This window comes from Brevundimonas sp. ALps5, assembly GCF_058681645.1.
On the sequence record NZ_CM178744.1, the window covers coordinates 3,923,158 to 3,941,526 of the forward strand.

Annotated in this window: 20 protein-coding genes; 10 read left to right on the forward strand and 10 right to left on the reverse strand. The window is 67.8% G+C overall.

Annotated features, from left to right (window positions below; genetic code table 11):
• Nucleotides 1-6: 6 nt before the first annotated feature.
• Genes ACW172_RS18785 through ACW172_RS18795 form a run of 3 tightly spaced genes read left to right on the forward strand, consistent with a single transcriptional unit; the run spans nucleotide 7 to nucleotide 3,343 of the window.
• The gene (locus ACW172_RS18785) at nucleotides 7-1,458 is read left to right on the forward strand and encodes a lipopolysaccharide biosynthesis protein (protein ID WP_492032905.1); all 1,452 of its coding nucleotides are present in this window, start codon (nucleotides 7-9) and stop codon (nucleotides 1,456-1,458) included.
• Nucleotides 1,455-2,387, forward strand: coding sequence for a glycosyltransferase family 2 protein (locus ACW172_RS18790; RefSeq protein ID WP_492032906.1), 933 nt, complete (start codon nucleotides 1,455-1,457; stop codon nucleotides 2,385-2,387). Before ACW172_RS18785 ends, ACW172_RS18790 begins: the two co-directional genes overlap by 4 nt.
• Entirely contained in the window at nucleotides 2,384-3,343 is a 960-nt protein-coding gene (locus ACW172_RS18795) for a glycosyltransferase family 2 protein (protein ID WP_492032907.1), read from the forward strand. The genes ACW172_RS18790 and ACW172_RS18795 overlap by 4 nt, the downstream gene beginning before the upstream one ends.
• Here ACW172_RS18795 and ACW172_RS18800 read toward each other — a convergent pair.
• From ACW172_RS18800 to ACW172_RS18810, 3 genes are all read right to left on the reverse strand, one after another.
• On the reverse strand, nucleotides 3,340-3,792 hold the full coding sequence (locus tag ACW172_RS18800) for a hypothetical protein (protein WP_492032908.1): 453 nt from the start codon (nucleotides 3,790-3,792) through the stop codon (nucleotides 3,340-3,342). The two genes, ACW172_RS18795 and ACW172_RS18800, sit on opposite strands and share 4 nt — an antisense overlap.
• A gap of 42 nt (nucleotides 3,793-3,834) precedes the next feature.
• A complete protein-coding gene (locus ACW172_RS18805) occupies nucleotides 3,835-4,536 on the reverse strand; it encodes a P-loop NTPase family protein (RefSeq protein WP_492032909.1) in 702 nt (233 codons plus the stop codon).
• 80 nt (nucleotides 4,537-4,616) lie between these two features.
• A complete protein-coding gene (locus ACW172_RS18810) occupies nucleotides 4,617-6,062 on the reverse strand; it encodes a GumC family protein (protein WP_492032910.1) in 1,446 nt (481 codons plus the stop codon).
• Between the two features lie 132 nt (nucleotides 6,063-6,194).
• Between ACW172_RS18810 and ACW172_RS18815 the strand changes: the two genes are divergently transcribed.
• The gene (locus tag ACW172_RS18815; protein ID WP_492032911.1) at nucleotides 6,195-6,944 is read left to right on the forward strand and encodes a polysaccharide biosynthesis/export family protein; all 750 of its coding nucleotides are present in this window, start codon (nucleotides 6,195-6,197) and stop codon (nucleotides 6,942-6,944) included.
• A 110-nt stretch (nucleotides 6,945-7,054) separates the two neighbouring features.
• On the opposite strand, the gene ACW172_RS18820 is transcribed toward ACW172_RS18815, so the two are convergent.
• Nucleotides 7,055-7,369, reverse strand: coding sequence for a sel1 repeat family protein (locus ACW172_RS18820; protein ID WP_492032912.1), 315 nt, complete (start codon nucleotides 7,367-7,369; stop codon nucleotides 7,055-7,057).
• Between the two features lie 209 nt (nucleotides 7,370-7,578).
• Complete coding sequence (locus ACW172_RS18825) at nucleotides 7,579-8,301, reverse strand: glutathione S-transferase N-terminal domain-containing protein (protein WP_492032913.1); 723 nt, start codon at nucleotides 8,299-8,301, stop codon at nucleotides 7,579-7,581.
• Between the two features lie 190 nt (nucleotides 8,302-8,491).
• Between ACW172_RS18825 and ACW172_RS18830 the strand changes: the two genes are divergently transcribed.
• From ACW172_RS18830 to ACW172_RS18840, 3 genes are all read left to right on the forward strand, one after another.
• Nucleotides 8,492-9,046 (forward strand): RcnB family protein, encoded by a 555-nt coding sequence (locus ACW172_RS18830; RefSeq protein WP_492032914.1) that lies wholly within the window; start codon nucleotides 8,492-8,494, stop codon nucleotides 9,044-9,046.
• Between the two features lie 186 nt (nucleotides 9,047-9,232).
• Nucleotides 9,233-10,426, forward strand: a complete 1,194-nt coding sequence (locus ACW172_RS18835) for an RcnB family protein (RefSeq protein WP_492032915.1) — start codon at nucleotides 9,233-9,235, stop codon at nucleotides 10,424-10,426.
• Between the two features lie 177 nt (nucleotides 10,427-10,603).
• A complete protein-coding gene (locus ACW172_RS18840) occupies nucleotides 10,604-11,029 on the forward strand; it encodes an RcnB family protein (RefSeq protein ID WP_492032916.1) in 426 nt (141 codons plus the stop codon).
• 121 nt (nucleotides 11,030-11,150) lie between these two features.
• Here the strand turns inward: ACW172_RS18840 and gatB are convergent, their stop codons facing one another.
• Complete coding sequence (gene gatB, locus ACW172_RS18845) at nucleotides 11,151-12,659, reverse strand: Asp-tRNA(Asn)/Glu-tRNA(Gln) amidotransferase subunit GatB (RefSeq protein ID WP_492032917.1); 1,509 nt, start codon at nucleotides 12,657-12,659, stop codon at nucleotides 11,151-11,153.
• A gap of 97 nt (nucleotides 12,660-12,756) precedes the next feature.
• On the opposite strand from gatB, the gene ACW172_RS18850 reads away from it, so the two are divergent.
• Together ACW172_RS18850 and ACW172_RS18855 are read left to right on the forward strand one after the other, a co-directional pair.
• Entirely contained in the window at nucleotides 12,757-13,098 is a 342-nt protein-coding gene (locus ACW172_RS18850; RefSeq protein ID WP_492032918.1) for a hypothetical protein, read from the forward strand.
• A 133-nt stretch (nucleotides 13,099-13,231) separates the two neighbouring features.
• A complete protein-coding gene (locus ACW172_RS18855) occupies nucleotides 13,232-14,578 on the forward strand; it encodes a glycoside hydrolase family 1 protein (RefSeq protein ID WP_492032919.1) in 1,347 nt (448 codons plus the stop codon).
• Between the two features lie 33 nt (nucleotides 14,579-14,611).
• On the opposite strand, the gene ACW172_RS18860 is transcribed toward ACW172_RS18855, so the two are convergent.
• The 3 genes from ACW172_RS18860 to gatC form a co-directional block, all read right to left on the reverse strand.
• Nucleotides 14,612-14,926 carry an endonuclease domain-containing protein gene (locus ACW172_RS18860; protein WP_492032920.1) on the reverse strand — a complete coding sequence of 105 codons (315 nt, stop codon included), beginning with the start codon at nucleotides 14,924-14,926 and terminating at the stop codon, nucleotides 14,612-14,614.
• Between the two features lie 258 nt (nucleotides 14,927-15,184).
• Entirely contained in the window at nucleotides 15,185-16,663 is a 1,479-nt protein-coding gene (gene gatA / locus ACW172_RS18865) for an Asp-tRNA(Asn)/Glu-tRNA(Gln) amidotransferase subunit GatA (RefSeq protein ID WP_492032921.1), read from the reverse strand.
• A gap of 2 nt (nucleotides 16,664-16,665) precedes the next feature.
• Nucleotides 16,666-16,953: an Asp-tRNA(Asn)/Glu-tRNA(Gln) amidotransferase subunit GatC gene (gatC, locus tag ACW172_RS18870; RefSeq protein WP_207931788.1), complete on the reverse strand. Its 288-nt coding sequence runs from the start codon at nucleotides 16,951-16,953 to the stop codon at nucleotides 16,666-16,668.
• Between the two features lie 142 nt (nucleotides 16,954-17,095).
• On the opposite strand from gatC, the gene ACW172_RS18875 reads away from it, so the two are divergent.
• Nucleotides 17,096-17,713, forward strand: a complete 618-nt coding sequence (locus tag ACW172_RS18875) for a hypothetical protein (RefSeq protein ID WP_492032922.1) — start codon at nucleotides 17,096-17,098, stop codon at nucleotides 17,711-17,713.
• Here ACW172_RS18875 and ACW172_RS18880 read toward each other — a convergent pair.
• On the reverse strand, nucleotides 17,710-18,276 hold the full coding sequence (locus ACW172_RS18880; protein WP_492032923.1) for a hypothetical protein: 567 nt from the start codon (nucleotides 18,274-18,276) through the stop codon (nucleotides 17,710-17,712). The two genes, ACW172_RS18875 and ACW172_RS18880, sit on opposite strands and share 4 nt — an antisense overlap.
• Nucleotides 18,277-18,369 lie beyond the last annotated feature (93 nt).

Consider the following 18,369-nt stretch of genomic DNA (forward strand, 5'->3'; position numbering starts at 1 on the left):
CGTCTGATGTTCTGGCGTGGCGTCTGGGGCTATCTGCCCGCGAATATCGTGCAAGGGGTGGTCGGGTTTCTGGCCATCTTCATCTTCACGCGCCTGCTGACGCCCGAGGATTTCGGCCGCTACGCCCTGGCCTTCTCCATCGTGACCCTGTGCCACGTCGCCGTCTTCAGCTGGCTGGAGGCGGCGATGGCGCGCTTCTGGGCGGCGCAGCAGGCCGGCGCCGACATGGCCGGCCATTTCGCCAGCATCTATCGCACCGCCTTCATCCTGATCGCGGGCTTCATTCCGGTCGCGGCCCTCGCCCTGTGGTTCGCCCCCCTCGACCCGCTGTTCAAGGCGGCCATCGGCGTCGGCCTGATCGGCAGCCCGGCCCGGTGCCTGGCCAAGCTGGCGCAAGAGCGGTTCCGGGCGGCGGGCGAGGTCTCGCGCTCGGCCATGCTGGACATGGCGACGACCATCGGCGGCCTGTGCATCGGCGTGGCCTTCGCGCTTTGCGGCGCCGGTGGCGCGGCGCCCCTGGCCGGTCTGGGCCTTGCGCCTCTCGCCGCCCTGCCCTTCATCCTGCCGGGCGAACTGAAACAGGCGAAGTCGGGCGTGGTGGATCCGGCCCGGCTGAAGTCCTATGCGGCCTATGGCTATCCGATCGCGGCGTCGCTGACGCTGGCGCTGGTGCTGGCCTCGACCGATCGCTTCCTGCTGGCCCTGTTCATGGATGAGGCCGCGGTCGGCGCCTATCACGCGGGCTATTCCATCGCGAACCGGACGCTGGACGTGCTGTTCCTGTGGCTGGGCGCGGCGGGCCAACCCGCGCTGGTCATGGCGCTGGAGCGCGGCGGGCTGGAGAAGCTGAAGATCGCCGCGCGCGAACAGGCCTCGACCTTCTTCCTGATCGGCTTCCCGGCCGCGGCGGGCGTGGCTCTGGTCGCCAAACCTCTGGGCGAGGTGATGATCGGCGAGAGCCTGAGGGTCGCCGCCGCCCAGGTGACGCCCTGGGTCGCCCTGTCGGCCCTGCTGTATGGCCTCACCGCCTATTATTTCGGACAGGCCTTCACGCTTGGCCGCAGGACGAAGCTGCTGCTGGTGGCCATGAGCGTGCCGGCGTTCGGCAATGTGGTGCTGAACTTCATCCTGATCCCGCGCTTCGGCGTCATCGGGGCGGCCTGGTCGACGGCGATCAGCTTCGGCCTCGGCATGCTGGCGACCATGCTGCTGGGCCGCAAGGTCGTGCCCCTGCCCGTGCCGTGGGAGCCCTTGATCCGCTGCGGCGTCGCGACCGGGATCATGGCGCTGGCGGTCTCGGCGATACCTGCCATCGGCGGCTTGCCCGAGCTGATCCTCGACGCCTCGGTGGGCGGGATCGTCTATGCGACCGTGGCCCTGACCATCAATGCGGCCGGGGTGCGCGACATCGCCCTCAGCCTGCTTCAGAAGTTCCGTACGCGCGAGGCCGCGGCATGACCGCGCGCACCACTGAAAACGCGGCCTGGACCGGGGCAAAGCCCATCCTGTCGGTCCTGATGCCCTTCCTGCGCGACGATCCGCGAGAGCTGCTCCAGTTGCTGGACCGTGAGGCCGCCTCGGTCGGCCGCACGGTCGAGATCGTGGTTCTGGACGACGGCACCAACGACAAGGCCCTGACCGGCGGCCTGATTGACGTCATCACCCATATGAGCCTGCCCGTCCGGCTGATCACCCTGGCGAAGAACGAGGGCCGTTCGGTCGGGCGCAACCGGCTGGCGGCGGCGGCGCGCGGCGGCAGTTTGCTGTTCCTCGACAGCGACATGCGGCCCGACCAGTTCCACTTCCTCGGCGCCTGGGCCGATCTGGTGAAAACGCAGGACCCGGCCGTGGCCTTCGGCGGCTTCTCCCTGCTGCAGGCGCCGACTGACGGGAAGTTCTCGGTGCACCGGGCCATGGCGACCAAGTCCGAGTGCCTGCCGCACGACGTGCGCGCCCTGACGCCCGAGAAATACGTCTTCACCTCCAATCTTCTGGTCCGCCGCGACGTGTTCGAGGCCGAGGCCTTCGATTCCGCCTTCACCGGCTGGGGCTGGGAGGATGTGGAGTGGGCCATGCGGGTCTCGCGCCGCTGGCCGGTGATCCACGTCAATAATCCGGCGACCCATATGGGCCTCGACACCACGGCGTCGCTGGCCGGCAAATATGAGCAGTCGGCCGCCAACTTCGCCCGGGTCGTGGCCAAACATCCGGACATCGTCTCCGGCTACCCCAGCTTCCGCGTCGCGAAGAAACTCAAGCGCCTGCCGATGCTGAAGACCGTCCGACCGATGATCAAACAGGCGGCCATGACCGACTGGCTCCCGGTCAAGGCCCGCGCCTTCTCGCTCAGGCTCTATCGCGCCGCCCTCTACGCCGAGGCGGTATGAAGGGACCACCCGTCAAGGACGTCGCCGTCATCATCCCCACCATGCGCCGCCCGGAGTTTCTGGAGCGGGCGCTGAAGTCCGTCTTCGCCCAGCGCGGGGTCAAGGACCGGCTGGCCAGTGTGGTGGTGGTCGACAATGATCCGGAGGGCAGCGCCGCCGGCGTGGTCGGGCGGCTGACGGCCGACTGCCCCGTCCCCCTCGTCTATCGCCATGAGCCGAGGCCCGGCGTGTCGACGGCGCGAAACGCCGGTCTGGCCGCGACGCTCTCGCCCCTGATCGCCTTCCTCGACGACGACGAGAAGGCCACGCCCGACTGGCTGGCGAAGCTGATCAAGGCGCGCGAGAGCCTGAAGTGCGACGTCGTCTTCGGCCCCATCCATGGCCGGGTGCCGCCGGGCACGGGCTGGACCACCCGTTATCTGGAGACCTTCTTCGGACGGCAGGGGCCGGAGAAGACGCAGTTGATCGACCACGCCTACGGCTGCGGCAACTCCCTGATGCTGAGGGCCACCGCCCTGCCCGGCGACGCGCCGTTCGATCCGAAGACCGACCAGAGCGGCGGCGAGGACGACGCCCTGTTCTCGGCCCTGTCAATGCGCGGCGGGACCTTCGGCTGGGCGGCGGACGCCTGGGTCGACGAGTTCGCTCCGCCCCATCGCGCCACCCTGAACTACGCCCTGACCCGCGCCTTCGCCTATGGCCAGAGCCCGCCCCAGCTGGCCTGGCGCGAGGGCAAGCCGGTGCGGATGCTGCTGTGGATGGGCGTGGGCGCGGCCCAGGCGGGCGTCTGGGGGCTCGTTGCGCTGGTGCTCACCGTGGTCGGCAATGACAAGCGCGCCGAGGCGCTGGACAAGGCCGCGCGCGGTCTGGGCAAGGTCTTCTGGACCAAGGGGTTCGAGCCGCATTTCTACGGCGTGCGCGAACTGGCGCGGCTGGAGAAGGCGAAGGCCGCCTAGAAGGTGTCGACCTCCGCCGTCTGCCGCGTGAGCACGGCCTCTTCGGCATCCCCTTTGACCAGCCGTCGCAGGCCGCGCTGGAACCGCTCGAGGTCCGTATAGGTGACGACAAACCCGGTCCGCACCTTTGAGTCCGGCATGTGAGGCGCAGGATGGCGGGCGTAGGCGGCAAGCTCCACCCACACGCAAATGCCGCCGCGCGCACCGTGTGGGGTTACTCTGAAGGACAGACTCGGGTCCTCCTCCGCCAGCGAGAGATGACGGCCTGAGATTGAGGGCGGCGGAGCCCCCTTGAGCGGATACTCGCTGAGACGGTCCGCGAAGGCCAACAAGGTGGCGTGTTCGATCCAGGCCGATCCAACACCGGCAAAGCCATCACTGACGACCGTGGCGATGAGTTCGCCATACCCCGCGTCAAACGGTTCGAATTTGAGCGTGAGCGACCCCATGCCCCAGCCTAACGCGACGCCCGGGCCGGAGCTACCGGCGTCTCAGCCCACCAACCGCCGCAGGAACGACGGCGGCTTGTAGGTCGAGCGGTTGACGACGACGCCGGCGATGCGGCCGCCGACGGCCTCGATCTCGTCGCGCAGGATGACGGGCTCGTTGGGCGCCGTGCTCTCGGCGGCGACGACCAGGATGGTGGCGTCGACATAGGGGGCCAGGGTGATGGCGACGTCGTTGCGGTCGGCGGCGGGGGCGTCAATGACCACCGTCTCGGCGTGCTTGCGCATGGCGTCCCAGTAGCGCGGATCCGGCAGGGGCTCGGCGCGCTGGCCCGATCGCAGGGTCTCGGTGCGGAAGCGGGTCACCCACAGACGCCCGCCGAGGCAGGGCCGCGCGGTCATCAGACGCGCCGGATCAACCAGCTTGCCGTCACGGCCCATCAACGGAGGGCTCACGGCGTAGAAGACCGATCCATCAGGAGAGGCGGCGGCGGGCGAACCCAGACGGCCGAAGCGTTCGACCTCGGCGGCGACCGTCTCCTGCTGGCCCTGCTGGGCGAGGTCGGCGTCGACCAGCCAGACGGGCTTGCGGGCGCGTACGGCGGCCAGTCGGGCGAACTCACGGGCGACCGTCGAGGCGCCCTCGCCGGTCCCGGCCGAGGCGAACTGGATCACCCGCCCGCGGTGGGCGAGGCCAGGCCCCAGGGCCGCCCAGAGGCCGGCCATTTCGTTTGTGAGATCGACCATCGAATCGGTTACGCGTTCTCCGCCGTCCTCAGGCTATCACGCCCTTGAAAAAGCGGAGACATCCGGCTTCAGGCCCCTCATCACGCTTTGACCGGAGCGACGGCGAGAACCGGCATCTGAAGGGTGCGTCCGGCCGAGGCCGGGGTGGCGAAGCCGCGGCGGGTGAAGACCCGCAGCAGACCCACGCAAAGGGCGGTGAAGCCGGCGAACAGGAAGACCAGGATCATCAGCGGCGCCTTCAGGCTGGAGCCCTTGGTCGGGGCCGCCGGGTGGGACAGGATCCGCACATTGTCGGCGCCCGAGGCGACCAGGTCGTTGTCGGCCCGGCTCTGGCTGCCGCGCTGCTGGAATTCCTTGATGTTGGCGGTCAGGACATCGCGGTTGCCGGCGAAGATGGCGTTCTCGCTCTCCAGCCGGGTCAGCCGGGCCTGACGCTCGCGCAGGGCGCCCAGCTGGCCGTCCAGCACAGCCAGACGGGCGGCCAGGGCGTCGCGGTCGGCCTCGGCCGTGGTGCGGGCGGTGTCCAGCGCCACCCAGCTGGGGTTCGGCCCGGTGCGCACCTCCTTGGCCCCCACGGTGTCTCCGCCGGCGACATAGGCCTGAAGCTGGGCGATCTGGGCGTCGATGTCGCGCACAGGCTGGGAATCGGGGCGATAGCGCGACAGCAGGTTCTCGCGCTCGGTGCGCTTCTGCAGGATCTGGTCCTGGGCGGCGATGTTCAGGTCCTGCTGCAGGACGATCTCGGCCGGCACCGAGGCCAGCTGGGCGGTGATGGTCTCGACGCGGCGCGCGGCCTGGCTCAGCTGGGCCTGGGTCGACAGGCGGTCGGTGAAGGTCGTCTGATAGGTCGCGGTCGCCGCGGCCTTGGCGGTGGCGAAGTCGCCGATGTCGTTCGAGGCCAGGAACTGCTCATAGGCGGTGTCGACGTCGGCCAGTTCGTCCTGGAAGGTCTGACGCTGGGTATCGATGGCCTGGGTCGAGTTGTCCTGGAAGACCTCGCGGCGATAACCCTTGTAGGCCTCGAGCACGGCGGCCAGCACCTTGGCCGACTTCTCGGCGTTGTCGCTCTCGAAGCTCAGGGAGATGATCGAGCTGGTCGGGCTGGTGCCGACGACCAGACCTTCGCTGATGGCGCGGATGGCGTCGCCTTCCTGCTTGGCCAGCGAGCCCACGGCGGGCTTGCCGGGCTTCTGGAAGGTCTGGACGCCCAGGGCGCGGACGGCGCGCAGCTTGACGTCGCGGCTGGTCAGGATGTTGGCCTCGGTCTGGGCGATCTCGCCCGACGGCGGCGGGCTGGCGCGCTCGGTGACCGTGCCGACGCGGGATTCATAGACATATTCCTGACCGGCCCCGGCATAGACCTCGGCGGTGGCGGTATAGGTCTTCTTCAGGGTCATCACCCCGGCGGCGCCGACGGCGAAGACCACCAGGAAGATCAGGATCATCAGACCCAGCTCGCGGAACATCAGGCCGATGATGTCCGCGAGGCCGTAACGTGGACGGGCGGTCACATAGGCCGTGCGCATGGGGCGAGCGAATCCATCGGATGAGGTACTGATGTGATCCTTCGCCGAGCGGCGTTAACCATCAGTTACCCATAACCGGTGAAGGTCCGACTGTTCCCTGCCGATGTGCCCGTTTTCGAGTCGTCCCGTCTCATGACCGCAGACCGCCGCCAGATCCTGTTCGCCCTCGGCGCCCTGTCGGCGTCGACCGCCCTCGCGGCCTGCGGCGGGGGCGCCGACATCCCCCTGGTCGGCCAGCGCGCCCCTTCGGGCCCTCGCGTGCAGTCGGGCGGCTTCCCGGAAATCGGCTTCGCCGACTGGACCGACCAGGAGCCGGAATATCTGTTCTATCCCGGCGATGAGCTCGAGGTGGCCACCCCCACGGCGACCGAACTGACCCGCACGGTCAAGGTCGGGCCGGACGGCCGCATCGCCCTGCCCCTGATCGGTCAGGTCATGGCGGCGGACCGCTCCATCTCCCAACTGCAGCAGGAGATCTCGGGCGCCTATTCGACGCAGCTGGTGCGGCCGGTGGTCGAGATCACGCTCAAGACGGCGGGACCGATGAAGGTCTGGGTCGACGGAGAGGTGAAGAATCCCGGCGTCTACGACATGCCCGGCGACATCGGCGCCTATCAGGCTGTGGTCATGGCCGGCGGCTATCTGCCCAGCGCCAACCCTCAGCAGGCGGCGCTGATCCGGCGCGGCCCCGGGGGCGTTCGCATGATGCGGGTGATCGATCTGAGACCCCGCCGCGGCGAGGTCACGGCGCTGCGCCGCGGGGACCTGATCTATGTGCCGCGCTCGACCCTCGGCGAGCTGGCGACCTTCTTCACCCAGGTGAAGGCGGCCCTGCCGATCGGCTTCAACTACACGATCAACGGGCAGTATCAGCAGTTTTAGCGAAGGGCGCTAACGCTCGCGACGCGGTCGCTCGCTGCTTGAGCGCAAAGGATTGCGCCCCGCCCTTTCGACGGACGGCGGCCCGACTGAGCGCGCCGTCTGCATCCTGATCAGGCGGCCAGGGTGACCACGCCGGCGTCGATGTAGCGACGGGCGGCCTTCTGGGCTTCGGCGATCTCTTCGCGTTCCATTTCCTGGGACATCTCGCGGCGATAGACGCGCGCCTCGATGGAGCCCTTCATGGCCGCCAGGTTGAAGATCATATGGGCCGAGACCCGGTCCATCGGGCAGCCGCCCGAACCGGACGAATACTGCATGCCCAGGCGGAACAGCATGTCGCCGTCCATCTCGGGGGTCGGCAGGGGAAGCATCGCCTCATCGGCGGCGGCTTCAACAAACTCGGGCGCGGTTTCTTGCGCGGTCATCGTCGTCTTCCTCTAGCGGCGCCGTTCTGGAGCCGTCCTTCGAGGTCACATCAAATACCGCCGGTTTGAAGTTAAAGTTAACAGCAACGGGGTCGAAAAAGCCTTTTATGTAAAGACTTTACGAAAGTTAGAAGTCGCATTCAGACATCATGAACTCGCCGGTAACCCTGCGTTTATCGACCTGTTCTCAAGGTTAACAGATCGGGTCTTCAGCGGGCCTTCTGGCCGAACAGGACCTTGCGCGCCTCCTCGGCCGCCTTGCCCGACGCCGCGAGGTTCTTGCGCATCTCCTCGCCCAGGGCCCGGCCCGCCTTGACCGCCGGTCGCTCGCCGACGCGCGCCATCCAGGCTTTCAGATTGGGGAAGTCGTCCAGGTTCTGCCCCTGCAACGACGGCAGGATCCACGGCCAGGCGGCCATGTCGGCGATGGTGTATTCGGCGCCCGCCAGATAGGGCCGGTCCGCCAGACGCCGGTCCATGACGCCGTACAGGCGGTTGGTCTCATTGGTATAGCGCCGCACGCCGTAGGCGATCTGGCGCTGGTCCGGGATCATGCTGGGCGCGTACTGGCGGAAGTGGTGCGTCTGGCCGGCCATGGGCCCCAGTCCGCCGACCTGCCAGAACAGCCACTGGTCGATCTCGGCCTTGTGGCGGCGGTCGGTGGCGTAGAACTTCCCGGTCTTGGCGCCCAGATACTGAAGGATGGCGCCGGATTCGAAGATCGACAGCGGCAGGCCGTCCGGACCGTCCGGATCGACGATGGCCGGCATCCGGCCGTTGGGGCTGATGGCCTGGAACTGCGGCGTGAACTGCTCACCCGCGCCGATGTTCACATACTTCGTCTCATAGGGCAGACCCATCTCCTCCAGGGCGATGGAGATCTTCCAGCCGTTGGGCGTGGGCCAGTACCAGAGCTCGATCGGGCGGGTCATAGGGCGGCCTCCGGCGGGCCGGATCGCCCCCGAAACCGATCTGGGGCCTGAGCGTGCGAGACGCAACTGTGTCGCTTCCGAAACCTGACACTCGCGTTCAGGGCGAGTTCATCCGCGGAGCGCGACCGTTAGCCATCTTCAACGGGACAAGACGGACTGTCCGTCGCGACCCATAGCAAGGAGCATGAAGATGAACCGACTGATGAAGGCGGCCGTCATGGCTCTGGCCGTCGCGACCACCGCCGCCCCGCTCGCCGCCCAGGCCCAGAACTACGGCCGCCCGGACTATCGTCAGGACCGCCGCGATGACCGGCGGGATGACCGTCACGATCGCCGCGACGACCGCCGCGACGACCGCTATGACCGACGCGACGACCGCCGGGATGACCGTTACGACCGCCGTGACGACCGCCGCGACTATCGCCAGGACCAGCGCTGGGACCGCAATAACCGCGACTGGTATCGCAACCGCAACGACTTCCGCGACTATCGCGGCTACCGCAGCGGCTACTGGTATGCGCCGAGCTACGGCTACTACCGGGTCGACCCGCGCTACAGCGCCTATCGTTGGCAGCGGGGCGGCTACCTGCCCTCGGCCTACCGCGGCTATTACGTCCGTGACCCCTATGTCTACGGCCTGCGTCCGGCCCCGCGCGGCTATGCCTATGTCCACGCCGGCAGCGACATCTTGATGATCGCCGTCGCCACCGGCCTGATCGCCAGCGTTCTGGCCAACGTCTACTAGACCTGACCCCAGGTCACAGAAAGGCCCCGCAGGCGATTGGCTTGCGGGGCCTTTTTCGCATCCGGAGACCAGCGATTCATTACGCAGACTTCACTTTGAGGTCCGTTTTCATTCAGACAGGGTTCATGGACGAAATCGGAAATTGACCACGAGCCGCCCATCAAGGGCGTGCGGGGAATAACGACCATGAAACGCACATTGATGGTGTTCGCCGCCATCTCCGCCTTCGCCGTCCCGGCGATGGCGCCCGTGGCCACCCTGGCCCAGGACCGCGGTGATCGCGGCCAGGAAGATCTCGCCCGAAGCCCGCGCAGCGACGCCGCCCGTCCCGGCGGCAACGACCGCGGCGGTCAGCGGCAGCAGTCCGCACCCGACAACGGCGGCGGGCGAAGCGATAACGGCGGCGGCCGCCAACCCTCCGGCGACCGTCCCGACTGGGGCGGCGGCGACCGTGGCGGCGACCGGGGCGATCGCGGCGGCGGCCGTAGCGATGGGGGCCAGCGCCCCGACCGGCCTTCGCAGCCCTCCCAGCCGCAATCCCAGCCGCAGCAGCAGCCTTCGCGTCCGGACCGTCCCTCGGGCGGGCAGAACGGCGGCTGGAACGGCGGCGGCCAGAACGGCGGCCAGACCCGTCCGGATCGTCCCGACCAGGGGCGCCCCGACCGTCCCAACAACGGCGGCCAGAACGGCAACAGCGGTTGGAACCCCAACGGTGGCCGGCCCGACCAGGGTCGTCCCGATCAGGGTCGTCCCGGCAACGGGAACAACAACGGCGGCTGGAACGGCACCGGTGGCCGTCCTGACCATGGCCGTCCCGATCAGGGCCGTCCCGATCAGGGCCGTCCCGGCAACGGGAACAGCAACGGCGGCTGGAACGGCAACGGTGGCCGTCCTGACCACGGCCGTCCCGATCAGGGTCGCCCCGGCAACGGGAACAACAACGGCGGCTGGAACGGCAACGGCGGCTGGGATCGCAACGACGACCACCGCGGCGGGCGCGACCGCGATCGCCAGCGTCAGGAGTACCGCAACCGCTTCGACTCGGGCCGCTGGCAGCAGAACTGGAGCCGCAGCCACCGTGACGACTGGTGGCGGAACGACTATCGCTTCCGCGGCTGGAACGGCGTCCGCTTCGGCTTCTATTTCGCACCGGGCTACGGCTACTACAGCGTCCCGCGCAGCTACTACGGCCAACAATTCTATGTGGGCCAGTACCTGCCGTCGATCTTCTGGCGCTACAGCATCAACGACTACCGGACCTATGGCCTGGGCTATCCGCCCGAGGGCACCCGCTGGGTCTATGTCGACAACTCGATCTATCTGATCGACGAGTACGACGGCTATATCATCGACGTGATCCGCAACGCTTGGCGTTGGTAGATTTCACGGCCTGAGAACGACGGCGGCCCCTCCTTTCGGAGGGGCCGTTTGTCTATCCGGTAAAACCCTGAAGCCTGACAGCCCCGTTCAGGCCCGGTTCAGGCAGGAAGCCGTAATCCTTCACCATGTCGGGTTTTCACGCCGCCCCCGCGGCCGTCTCATAAGGAGAGACACGTCATGAAGAAGATCAGCAAAATCGCCGCCCTGGGCGCCGCCGCCCTCGCCGTGGTCGCCACCCCGATGGCCGCCTCGGCCCAGTCGTGGCACGGCGGCGACCGCGACCACGACGGTCGCTATGAGCGCAACGAGCGCCGCGCCGACCGCAACCGCTACGACGGCGGCCGCTACACCCCGCGTGAGCGCTACAACGACGAGCGTCGCTACTATCGCGACCAACGTCAGGACTATCGCCAGGCGCAACGCCGCTATTACCGCGGCGCGACCCTGCCGTATGAAAACCGTTCGAACTGGTACATCCGCGACTACAACCGCTACGGCTACGCCCCTCCGCCGCGCGGCTACGGCTACTACCGGACCGACACGGGCGACATCGTCCTGGCGGCCCTGGCGACCGGCGTGATCATCTCGCTGCTCAGCAACTAAAGGCCTCACACGCCGCATAAGAAAGAGCCCGCCCGGATCGCTCCGGGCGGGCTTTTCATTGCATCATCACACACCGAACGCGCTCAAGCAGCGAGCCGCCGCGCGGCGAGCGTTAGCGCCTTCAGGAAAGCCCCAGCTTCGCCTTCAGGATCTCGTTGACCGAGGCCGGGTTGGCCTTGCCGCCGGTGGCCTTCATGACCTGGCCGACGAACCAGCCGAGGGCCTGGGGCTTCTCGGCGACGGCGGCGGCCTTGTCGGGGTTGGCGGCGATCAGTTCGTCGACGGCCTTTTCAATGGCGCCGGTGTCGTTGACCTGGACCAGACCGCGCGCCTCAACGACGGCGCGGGGCGAACCCTCGCCGTTCCAGACGTGCTCAAACACCTCCTTGGCGATCTTGGAGGAGATGACCCCCTCCTCGATCAGGGCCACCAGTTCGGCGACATGGGCCGCCGGCAGCGGGCTGGCGTCGAACTCCAGGTTCGCGGCGGTCAGACGGGCCGACAGCTCATTGGTCACCCAGTTGGCCACCAGCTTGGCGTCGCGGCCTTTCGCGGCCTCCTCGAAATAGTCGGCCTTGGCCTGATCCGAGATCAGGACCACGGCGTCGTACTGCGACAGGCCGTACTGGCTCATCAGACGGCGGCGCTTGTCGTCGGGCAGCTCCGGCAGGGCCGACTTGATCTCGTCGATCCAGGCCTGTTCGATCTCCAGCGGCAGCAGGTCCGGGTCGGGGAAGTAGCGATAGTCGTTCGCCTCTTCCTTGGACCGCATCGAGCGGGTCTCGTTCTTCGTCGGATCGTAGAGACGGGTCTCCTGATCGATCTTGCCGCCGTCCTCGAGGATCTCGATCTGACGGCGCGCCTCGACCCCGATGGCCTGGGAGATGAAGCGGAAGGAGTTGACGTTCTTGATCTCGCAACGCGTGCCGAGGTGCGAGAAGTCACCCGTCGCCTTGAACTTCTCGTACTGGCCGGGACGGCAGACCGAGACGTTGACGTCGGCGCGCAGGTTGCCCTTCTCCATGTCGCCGTCGCAGGTGCCCAGATAGATCAGGATGGTCCGGATCTTCTTGACGTAGGCGACCGCTTCTTCCGCCGAGCGGATGTCCGGGCGCGACACGATCTCCATCAGGGCCGTGCCCGCGCGGTTCAGGTCGACGAAGCTCTCGGTCGGCGACAGGTCGTGGATCAGCTTCCCCGCGTCCTGTTCCAGGTGCAGCCGCTCGATGCCGACGTTGAAGAAGCTGCCGTCCTCGGCCTCGACCTCCACCACGCCCTCACCGACGATCGGGAAGTACAGCTGGGAGATCTGATAGCCGGTCGGCAGGTCGGGGTAGAAGTAGTTCTTGCGGTCGAACTGGCTCTTCAGATTGATCTTCGCGCGCAGGCCCAGACCCGACTTCACCGCCTGTTCGACGCAGTGTTTGTTCAGGGTCGGCAGCATGCCGGGGAAGCCGGCGTCGACCAGCGACACCTGCTCGTTCGGGCCCGCGCCGAAGCCCACGGCGGCGCCGGAGAAGAGCTTGGCCTTCGAAGCCACCTGGGCGTGGATCTCCAGTCCCATGACGAGTTCCCAGGGCCCGGTCCGGCCCTGAATGGTTTTGGCGGTGGTGGTCGCAGTGTCGGTCATCCGGTCGTCCTAGCGCCGTCGGGCGCGTCGAGAAAGTCCCTGTCTTGAGGATGTCGCCAAAGCAGGGTCATCTGGCGCGCATTCCACGGAGAAGAAGATGCAAAAGACCCTGTTCGCCGCCGCCGCGGCCACCCTGCTGGTCGCCGGCGCCGCCTCGGCCCAAGGTTCTGGCCAGACGGCTCCCGCCCCGGCTCCGGCGCCCGCCCCGGCGGCCCACGCCGCCCACCCGACCATCGAAAGCTCCATCGAGGCCCTGATGGCCGATCCGGAGACCAAGGCCGTGGTCGAGAAGCACCTGCCGGGCGTCGACAAACATCCCGCCTATGAGCAGTTCAAGTCCATGACCTTCCGTCAGGTCGCTCCCTACTCCCAGGGTCACATCACCGATGAGCTGATCGCGGCCATCGACGCCGACCTGAAGGCCCTGCCGGCCCACTAAGACCTTCCCCGAACGGCCCGGAGATGCGGCGTTTTGCGCTCCGGGCCGGCTTCTGGCTCACTTTACTGACTCTTTGACCAGGATTATCGTCCCGCCGGAGCCGCCCGTTCAGAGGCCGGCCGGGAGGGTTGCGATGGATCAGAAGACCGGCCCCCAGACGACCGGTATCGGGCGCCGTCGCCTGCTCACGACCGGAGGCGCGGGCCTCGTCGCCGCGAGCGCGGCCCCCGCAGCCGCCCGGACCGCACAGAGACGCCGCAAGCCCGCCCCGCCCGGCTTCCTCTGGGGCACGGCCATCTCGGCGTATCAGAGCGAGGGCAACAACACGAACGCCGACGCCTGGCTGATGGAGAACCTGCAGCCCAGCATGTTCCGCGAACGCTCGGGCGACGCCTGCGACAGCTATCACCGCTTCGACGACGACTTCGCCCTGGCCCAGGCGCTCGGCTTCAACTGTCATCGCTTCGGCGTGGAGTGGGCGCGGATCGAGCCGAGCGAGGGCGTCTTCTCCAACGCCGAACTGGACCACTATTCCCGCATGCTGGACGCCTGCGTGGCACGGGGTCTGAAGCCGGTCATCACCCTGAACCACTTCACCACGCCCCTGTGGTTCGCGAAGCGCGGTGGGTTCGAGGCGCCGGATTCGCCCGATCTCTTCGCCCGCTATTGCGCCAAGGTGGTCGAGCGGCTGGGCGACCGGATGCACATCGTCACCACGTTCAACGAGGCCAATATCCGCCTGCTGGTCGATATGATGCCCTCGACCCGGGCGGCGAAGGAGACGGTGGCGGCGGCCATCGCGGCGGCGGCGAAGGCGACCGATTCCCCGCGTTTCTCGCGCCTGGCCTTCGCCGATGCGGCGGTCGCGGGTCCGCTGATGCAGGAGGCGCACCGCAAGGCCTATGACGCCATCAAGGCCCTCCGTCCCGACCTGCCCGTCGGCATCACCTTGACCACCCAGGACATCCAGTCGCCGGGCCGGCCCGATCTGGTCGAGCGCTATCGGGAGAAACTGTACGGCGACTGGATCGCCGTGGCGCGCAGCCATGCCGACGTCTTCGGGGTGCAGACGTATACCCGCTTCACGGTCGGCGAGGACGGCGTCCTGCCCCCGCCGCCGGGCGCCGAGCTGACGATGTCGGGCTATGAATTCTATCCGCAGGCCCTGGCTGAGACGATCCGCTGGGCCCACGCCGCCGTCGGCAAGCCCATCTATGTCACCGAAAGCGGCACGGCCGTCGCCGACGACGCCCGCCGCATCGCCTTCATCGACGTCGCCCTGGACGGCGTGCGGGAGTGTCTCGACGAAGGCATCCCGGTGCACAGCTACCTCTACTGGTCGCTGCTCGACAATTTCGAATGGACCTCGGGCTATTCGATGCCGTTCGGTCTGGCGGCGGTGGATCGGACGACGTTCGAGAGAAAGCCCCGGCCGACCGCTCTGCATCTCGGCCGGATCGCGAAGGCGAATGTCATATAAGCCCCTCTCCCAAAGGGAGAGGGAGGGGCCCGCTCAACGCAGTTGAGTGGGAGGGTGAGGGGTTATGTCGCCAGCCAGTCGCGCCTGACGCCGGATCTCACCAAGAACCCCCGCAATATCCGACAGTACGCGCTCATTCGAAAACCGCATCATGCACCAGCCGAGCGTCTCCATCTCCCGCTGCCGCAGGTGATCGTTCAGATGCGCATCGTCCTGACCGTGCACCCCGCCGTCCAGCTCAATGACCAAACGCAACGGCTCACAGGCGAAGTCCGCGAAATAACGTCCAATCGGGTGCTGCCGTCGGAACTTCAGTCCGTCGAGACGTCGACCGCGCAGGGCTTCCACAGCGCCTCCTCCGCCCGCGTCTGACGCTGACGGAGTTCCCGGGCGAATTCGGTCGGATCGCCCGTCATCCACCCTCTCCCATAGGGAGAGGGCTTGAGGCCCGCAGAGCGCAGCGATGCGCCAGCCGAAAGGGTGAGGGGTAATGTCGTCGGAAAGTGATCATCGGCCCCGCCCTCCTCTCGGAGAGCTTAACCCCTCACCCTCCCACTCGCTACGCTCGCGGGCCCCTCCCTCTCCCTTTGGGAGAGGGACTCGTCGCTACCACCACTTCTCCGCCTTGCCGGTGAAGCCGGCGGCCTTTTCAAGCGCGGCGCCCACCTGGAAGACCGTGGCCTCGTCCAGGGCCTTGCCGATGACCTGGAGGCCGAGCGGGAGGCCGTTGGAGTCGATGCCGGCGGGCACCGACAGGCCCGGCAGGCCGGCCAGGTTGGTGGTCACGGTGAAGACGTCGTTCAGGTACATCCGCACCGGATCGACCTCCTTGTCGCCGATGGCGAAGGCGGCCGACGGCGTCGACGGCGTCACGATGGCGTCGACCTGACCCCAGACGTTGTCGAAGTCCTCGGCGATGCGGCGACGGACCTTCAGGGCCCGGACGTAGTACGCGTCGTAGAATCCGGCCGACAGCACATAGGCGCCGATGGTCAGGCGGCGCTGGACCTCCTGGCCGAAGCCCTCGGCGCGCGAGGTTTCATAGAGGTCGGTCAGGCTGGTGGCCTTCTCGGCGCGGTGACCGAAGCGCATGCCGTCGTAGCGGGCCAGGTTGGACGAGGCCTCGGCCGGGGCGACGATGTAATAGGCCGGCAGGGCGTATTTCGTGTGCGGCAGGCTGATCGGCACGATCTCGCAGCCGGCGTCCTTCAGCCAGGCGATGCCCTGGTCCCAGAGCGCCTGGATCTCGGCGGGCATCCCGTCGACGACGTATTCCTTGGGCACGCCGATGCGCAGGCCCTTGACCGACTTGCCGACCGACTGGGTCCAGTCCGGCGTCGGGACGTCGAGGCTGGTCGAGTCCTTCAGGTCGAACGAGCACATGGAGTTGAGCAGCAGAGCCGCGTCCTCGACGTTTTTCGCGATCGGCCCGGCCTGATCCAGCGAGGAGGCGAAGGCCACCATGCCGAAGCGGCTGGCGCGGCCGTAGGTCGGCTTGATCCCGACCGTGCCGGTGAAGGCGGCGGGCTGGCGGATCGAACCGCCGGTGTCGGACGCCGTGGCGGCCAGGCACAGGTCGGCGGCGACGGCCGAGGCCGAACCACCCGACGATCCGCCGGGAGTCAGGTCGGCATTGGAGCCCTTCGACTTCCACGGGTTGACCACCGGACCGAAGGCCGAGGTCTCGTTCGACGAGCCCATGGCGAACTCGTCCATGTTCAGCTTGCCCAGCATGACCGCCCCGTCGCGCCACAGATTGGCGGTCACGGTCGATTCATACGGCGGCACGAAGCCGCGCAGCATGTTGGAGCCGGCGGTCGTCTGGACGCCGTCGGTGCAGAACAGGTCCTTGATGCCCAGCGGCGCGCCTTCCAGCACCCCGCCCTCGCCCGCCGCGAGCTTGGCGTCGGAGGCTTTCGCCATGCCGATCGCCTTGTCGGCGGTGATCTCGACATAGGCGTTCAGGGTCGGGTTGGCGGCCTCGATGTTGGACAGGAAGGCGCGGGTGATTTCCTCGGAGGTGAAATCCTTGGCCTTCAGGCCGTCGACGGCGCCCTTGAGGGTCAGTTTGGTCAGGTCGCTCATGACTATTCGACCACCTTGGGCACGACATAGAAGCCGTCCGCCGACTTCGGGGCGTTCGACAGGACGGCGTCGACCTTGGCGCCGTCGGTGACGACGTCTTCGCGCAGACGCAGGGGCTGGGCGACGTTCGAGGTCATGGGCTCGACGCCCTCGACGTCGACCTCGTTCAGCTGGTCGATCCAGGCCATGATGCCGTTCAACTGCTGGGCCAGCGGCTCCAGCCGGTCTTCAGGGGTCTTGATGCGGGCGAGGTGGGCGACCTTGCGCACCGTCGCGGCGTCGATGGCCATGCGGCCCTCCGATAGTCAAAGTGCAAGGGGCGGTGACTAGCGGGCCACGGCCGGATGCACAAGGATTCAGCGGCGTCATCAAGGCCGCACGGGCGCCGCAATCGCAAGCTTAGCCTTATGCGTCCCCCATCGGAGTTTGCGCATGTTCACCGGCCTCGCCTTCGCCGCCGCCCTCCAGACGACGCCTGCGCCCGCCCCCGAACTCACGATGGCCCCCGCCTGCGCCTATGACCGCGAGGCGATGATGGCCCTGTCGCCCGACGCCTTCGATCAGGACCTGTCCGGCGGTTGGCGGGCGCTGGAGCAGAAGCCGGGCTGCACGGAGACCGCCGCCGACCTTCTGGCCGACTGGCGAGAGGCGCACCGGGCCGAGCTGAAGATCGGCGACCTGCACATCAACTACTGGCATGAAGGCCAGCTGCGCGCCGGCCTCGGCCAGACCCAGCGCGCCGTCCGCCTGCTGATGGCCGGGGTCAATCCCGAGGTCCAGGGCGACGGCTTCCAGGAATACGCCATCGGCACCGTCGCCTTCCTGAACGGCGACCGCGCCGGGCTGGAGGCCGCGCGCGCCCGGCTGGCCGCCACGCCGGAACCGGACAACTGGGCCGAGACCACGGCGTCCTTCCGCGAGAAATACGGCGTCACGATCAAATGGCCGATGAACCTGGAGGTTCTCGACGGCCTGATCGCCTGTTTCGGCAAACCCTATGACGAGGCCTACGGCGGCGCCTGCCGGTCGCAAGCCGCGTCCGCCCACTAGGTCGCGGGGGTGATCCTCAGGATCACCGGCTGCTCCTCGGCGGAGCGGACGTCGAAGCCGATGATCATGCGGCGTGTCTGTTTGCCGATGGTCCCGGTCGCCTGATCCATGGTGCTTTCCTCGACCTCCAGATCGACCCGTCCGGACGACTGGCCCAGCACCTTGAACGAGAGGAAGTCGCCGATCTGATACACCCACCAACCCTCGGCCGGGTTGCGGTAGAAGGCGATATAGGTCTGCAGCCCGTTCATGGCCGGATCGCCGCCCGCCACGCCGAAGATCTTGCCGTCCATGCCCGTGGCCTCGGCCAGCGCATGGACCTCCACCACCGAGGCGTAGGATTGCAGATTGCTGTCCGGCAGGGCCTTGACCGGCAGGCCGTGCCCGCTCGGGGTCAGGGCAGCGGCGGTCGGCGCAGCGGGCTCAGCCGGAACGGCGGGCGCGGCCGGGGCGGCGGGCGGCTTCGGGGCCTGGAACGCGGTCCAGGCGGCGCCGAGACGGTCGCAGCCCGACAGGGACACGGCGCAGGCGATCACGGCAGCGGCGAGCAGCGTCTTTTTCATGATGAAGTCCTCCCAGGCTTGACCATGCGCGCGGAACGGCGGTTTGCCAATGCGAGGCGCGCATCGATCAAGACCACGCGGGCCTTCGACATT

Excerpts from the sequence above, each read along its gene's own strand:
- ACW172_RS18810 (WP_492032910.1), bottom strand. The coding sequence starts at position 6,062 with ATGCGCACGGCCTATGTGACCGCCCGTCCACGTTACGGCCTCGCGGAC.
- ACW172_RS18785 (WP_492032905.1), top strand. The coding sequence starts at position 7 with ATGTTCTGGCGTGGCGTCTGGGGCTATCTGCCCGCGAATATCGTGCAA.
- ACW172_RS18855 (WP_492032919.1), top strand. The coding sequence starts at position 13,232 with ATGGATCAGAAGACCGGCCCCCAGACGACCGGTATCGGGCGCCGTCGC.
- ACW172_RS18805 (WP_492032909.1), bottom strand. The coding sequence starts at position 4,536 with ATGGTCGATCTCACAAACGAAATGGCCGGCCTCTGGGCGGCCCTGGGG.
- gatB (WP_492032917.1), bottom strand. The coding sequence starts at position 12,659 with ATGACCGACACTGCGACCACCACCGCCAAAACCATTCAGGGCCGGACC.
- ACW172_RS18815 (WP_492032911.1), top strand. The coding sequence starts at position 6,195 with ATGACCGCAGACCGCCGCCAGATCCTGTTCGCCCTCGGCGCCCTGTCG.
- ACW172_RS18850 (WP_492032918.1), top strand. The coding sequence starts at position 12,757 with ATGCAAAAGACCCTGTTCGCCGCCGCCGCGGCCACCCTGCTGGTCGCC.
- ACW172_RS18820 (WP_492032912.1), bottom strand. The coding sequence starts at position 7,369 with ATGACCGCGCAAGAAACCGCGCCCGAGTTTGTTGAAGCCGCCGCCGAT.
- ACW172_RS18825 (WP_492032913.1), bottom strand. The coding sequence starts at position 8,301 with ATGACCCGCCCGATCGAGCTCTGGTACTGGCCCACGCCCAACGGCTGG.
- gatC (WP_207931788.1), bottom strand. The coding sequence starts at position 16,953 with ATGGCCATCGACGCCGCGACGGTGCGCAAGGTCGCCCACCTCGCCCGC.
- gatA (WP_492032921.1), bottom strand. The coding sequence starts at position 16,663 with ATGAGCGACCTGACCAAACTGACCCTCAAGGGCGCCGTCGACGGCCTG.
- ACW172_RS18835 (WP_492032915.1), top strand. The coding sequence starts at position 9,233 with ATGAAACGCACATTGATGGTGTTCGCCGCCATCTCCGCCTTCGCCGTC.
- ACW172_RS18800 (WP_492032908.1), bottom strand. The coding sequence starts at position 3,792 with ATGGGGTCGCTCACGCTCAAATTCGAACCGTTTGACGCGGGGTATGGC.
- ACW172_RS18875 (WP_492032922.1), top strand. The coding sequence starts at position 17,096 with ATGTTCACCGGCCTCGCCTTCGCCGCCGCCCTCCAGACGACGCCTGCG.
- ACW172_RS18880 (WP_492032923.1), bottom strand. The coding sequence starts at position 18,276 with ATGAAAAAGACGCTGCTCGCCGCTGCCGTGATCGCCTGCGCCGTGTCC.
- ACW172_RS18795 (WP_492032907.1), top strand. The coding sequence starts at position 2,384 with ATGAAGGGACCACCCGTCAAGGACGTCGCCGTCATCATCCCCACCATG.
- ACW172_RS18840 (WP_492032916.1), top strand. The coding sequence starts at position 10,604 with ATGAAGAAGATCAGCAAAATCGCCGCCCTGGGCGCCGCCGCCCTCGCC.
- ACW172_RS18830 (WP_492032914.1), top strand. The coding sequence starts at position 8,492 with ATGAACCGACTGATGAAGGCGGCCGTCATGGCTCTGGCCGTCGCGACC.
- ACW172_RS18790 (WP_492032906.1), top strand. The coding sequence starts at position 1,455 with ATGACCGCGCGCACCACTGAAAACGCGGCCTGGACCGGGGCAAAGCCC.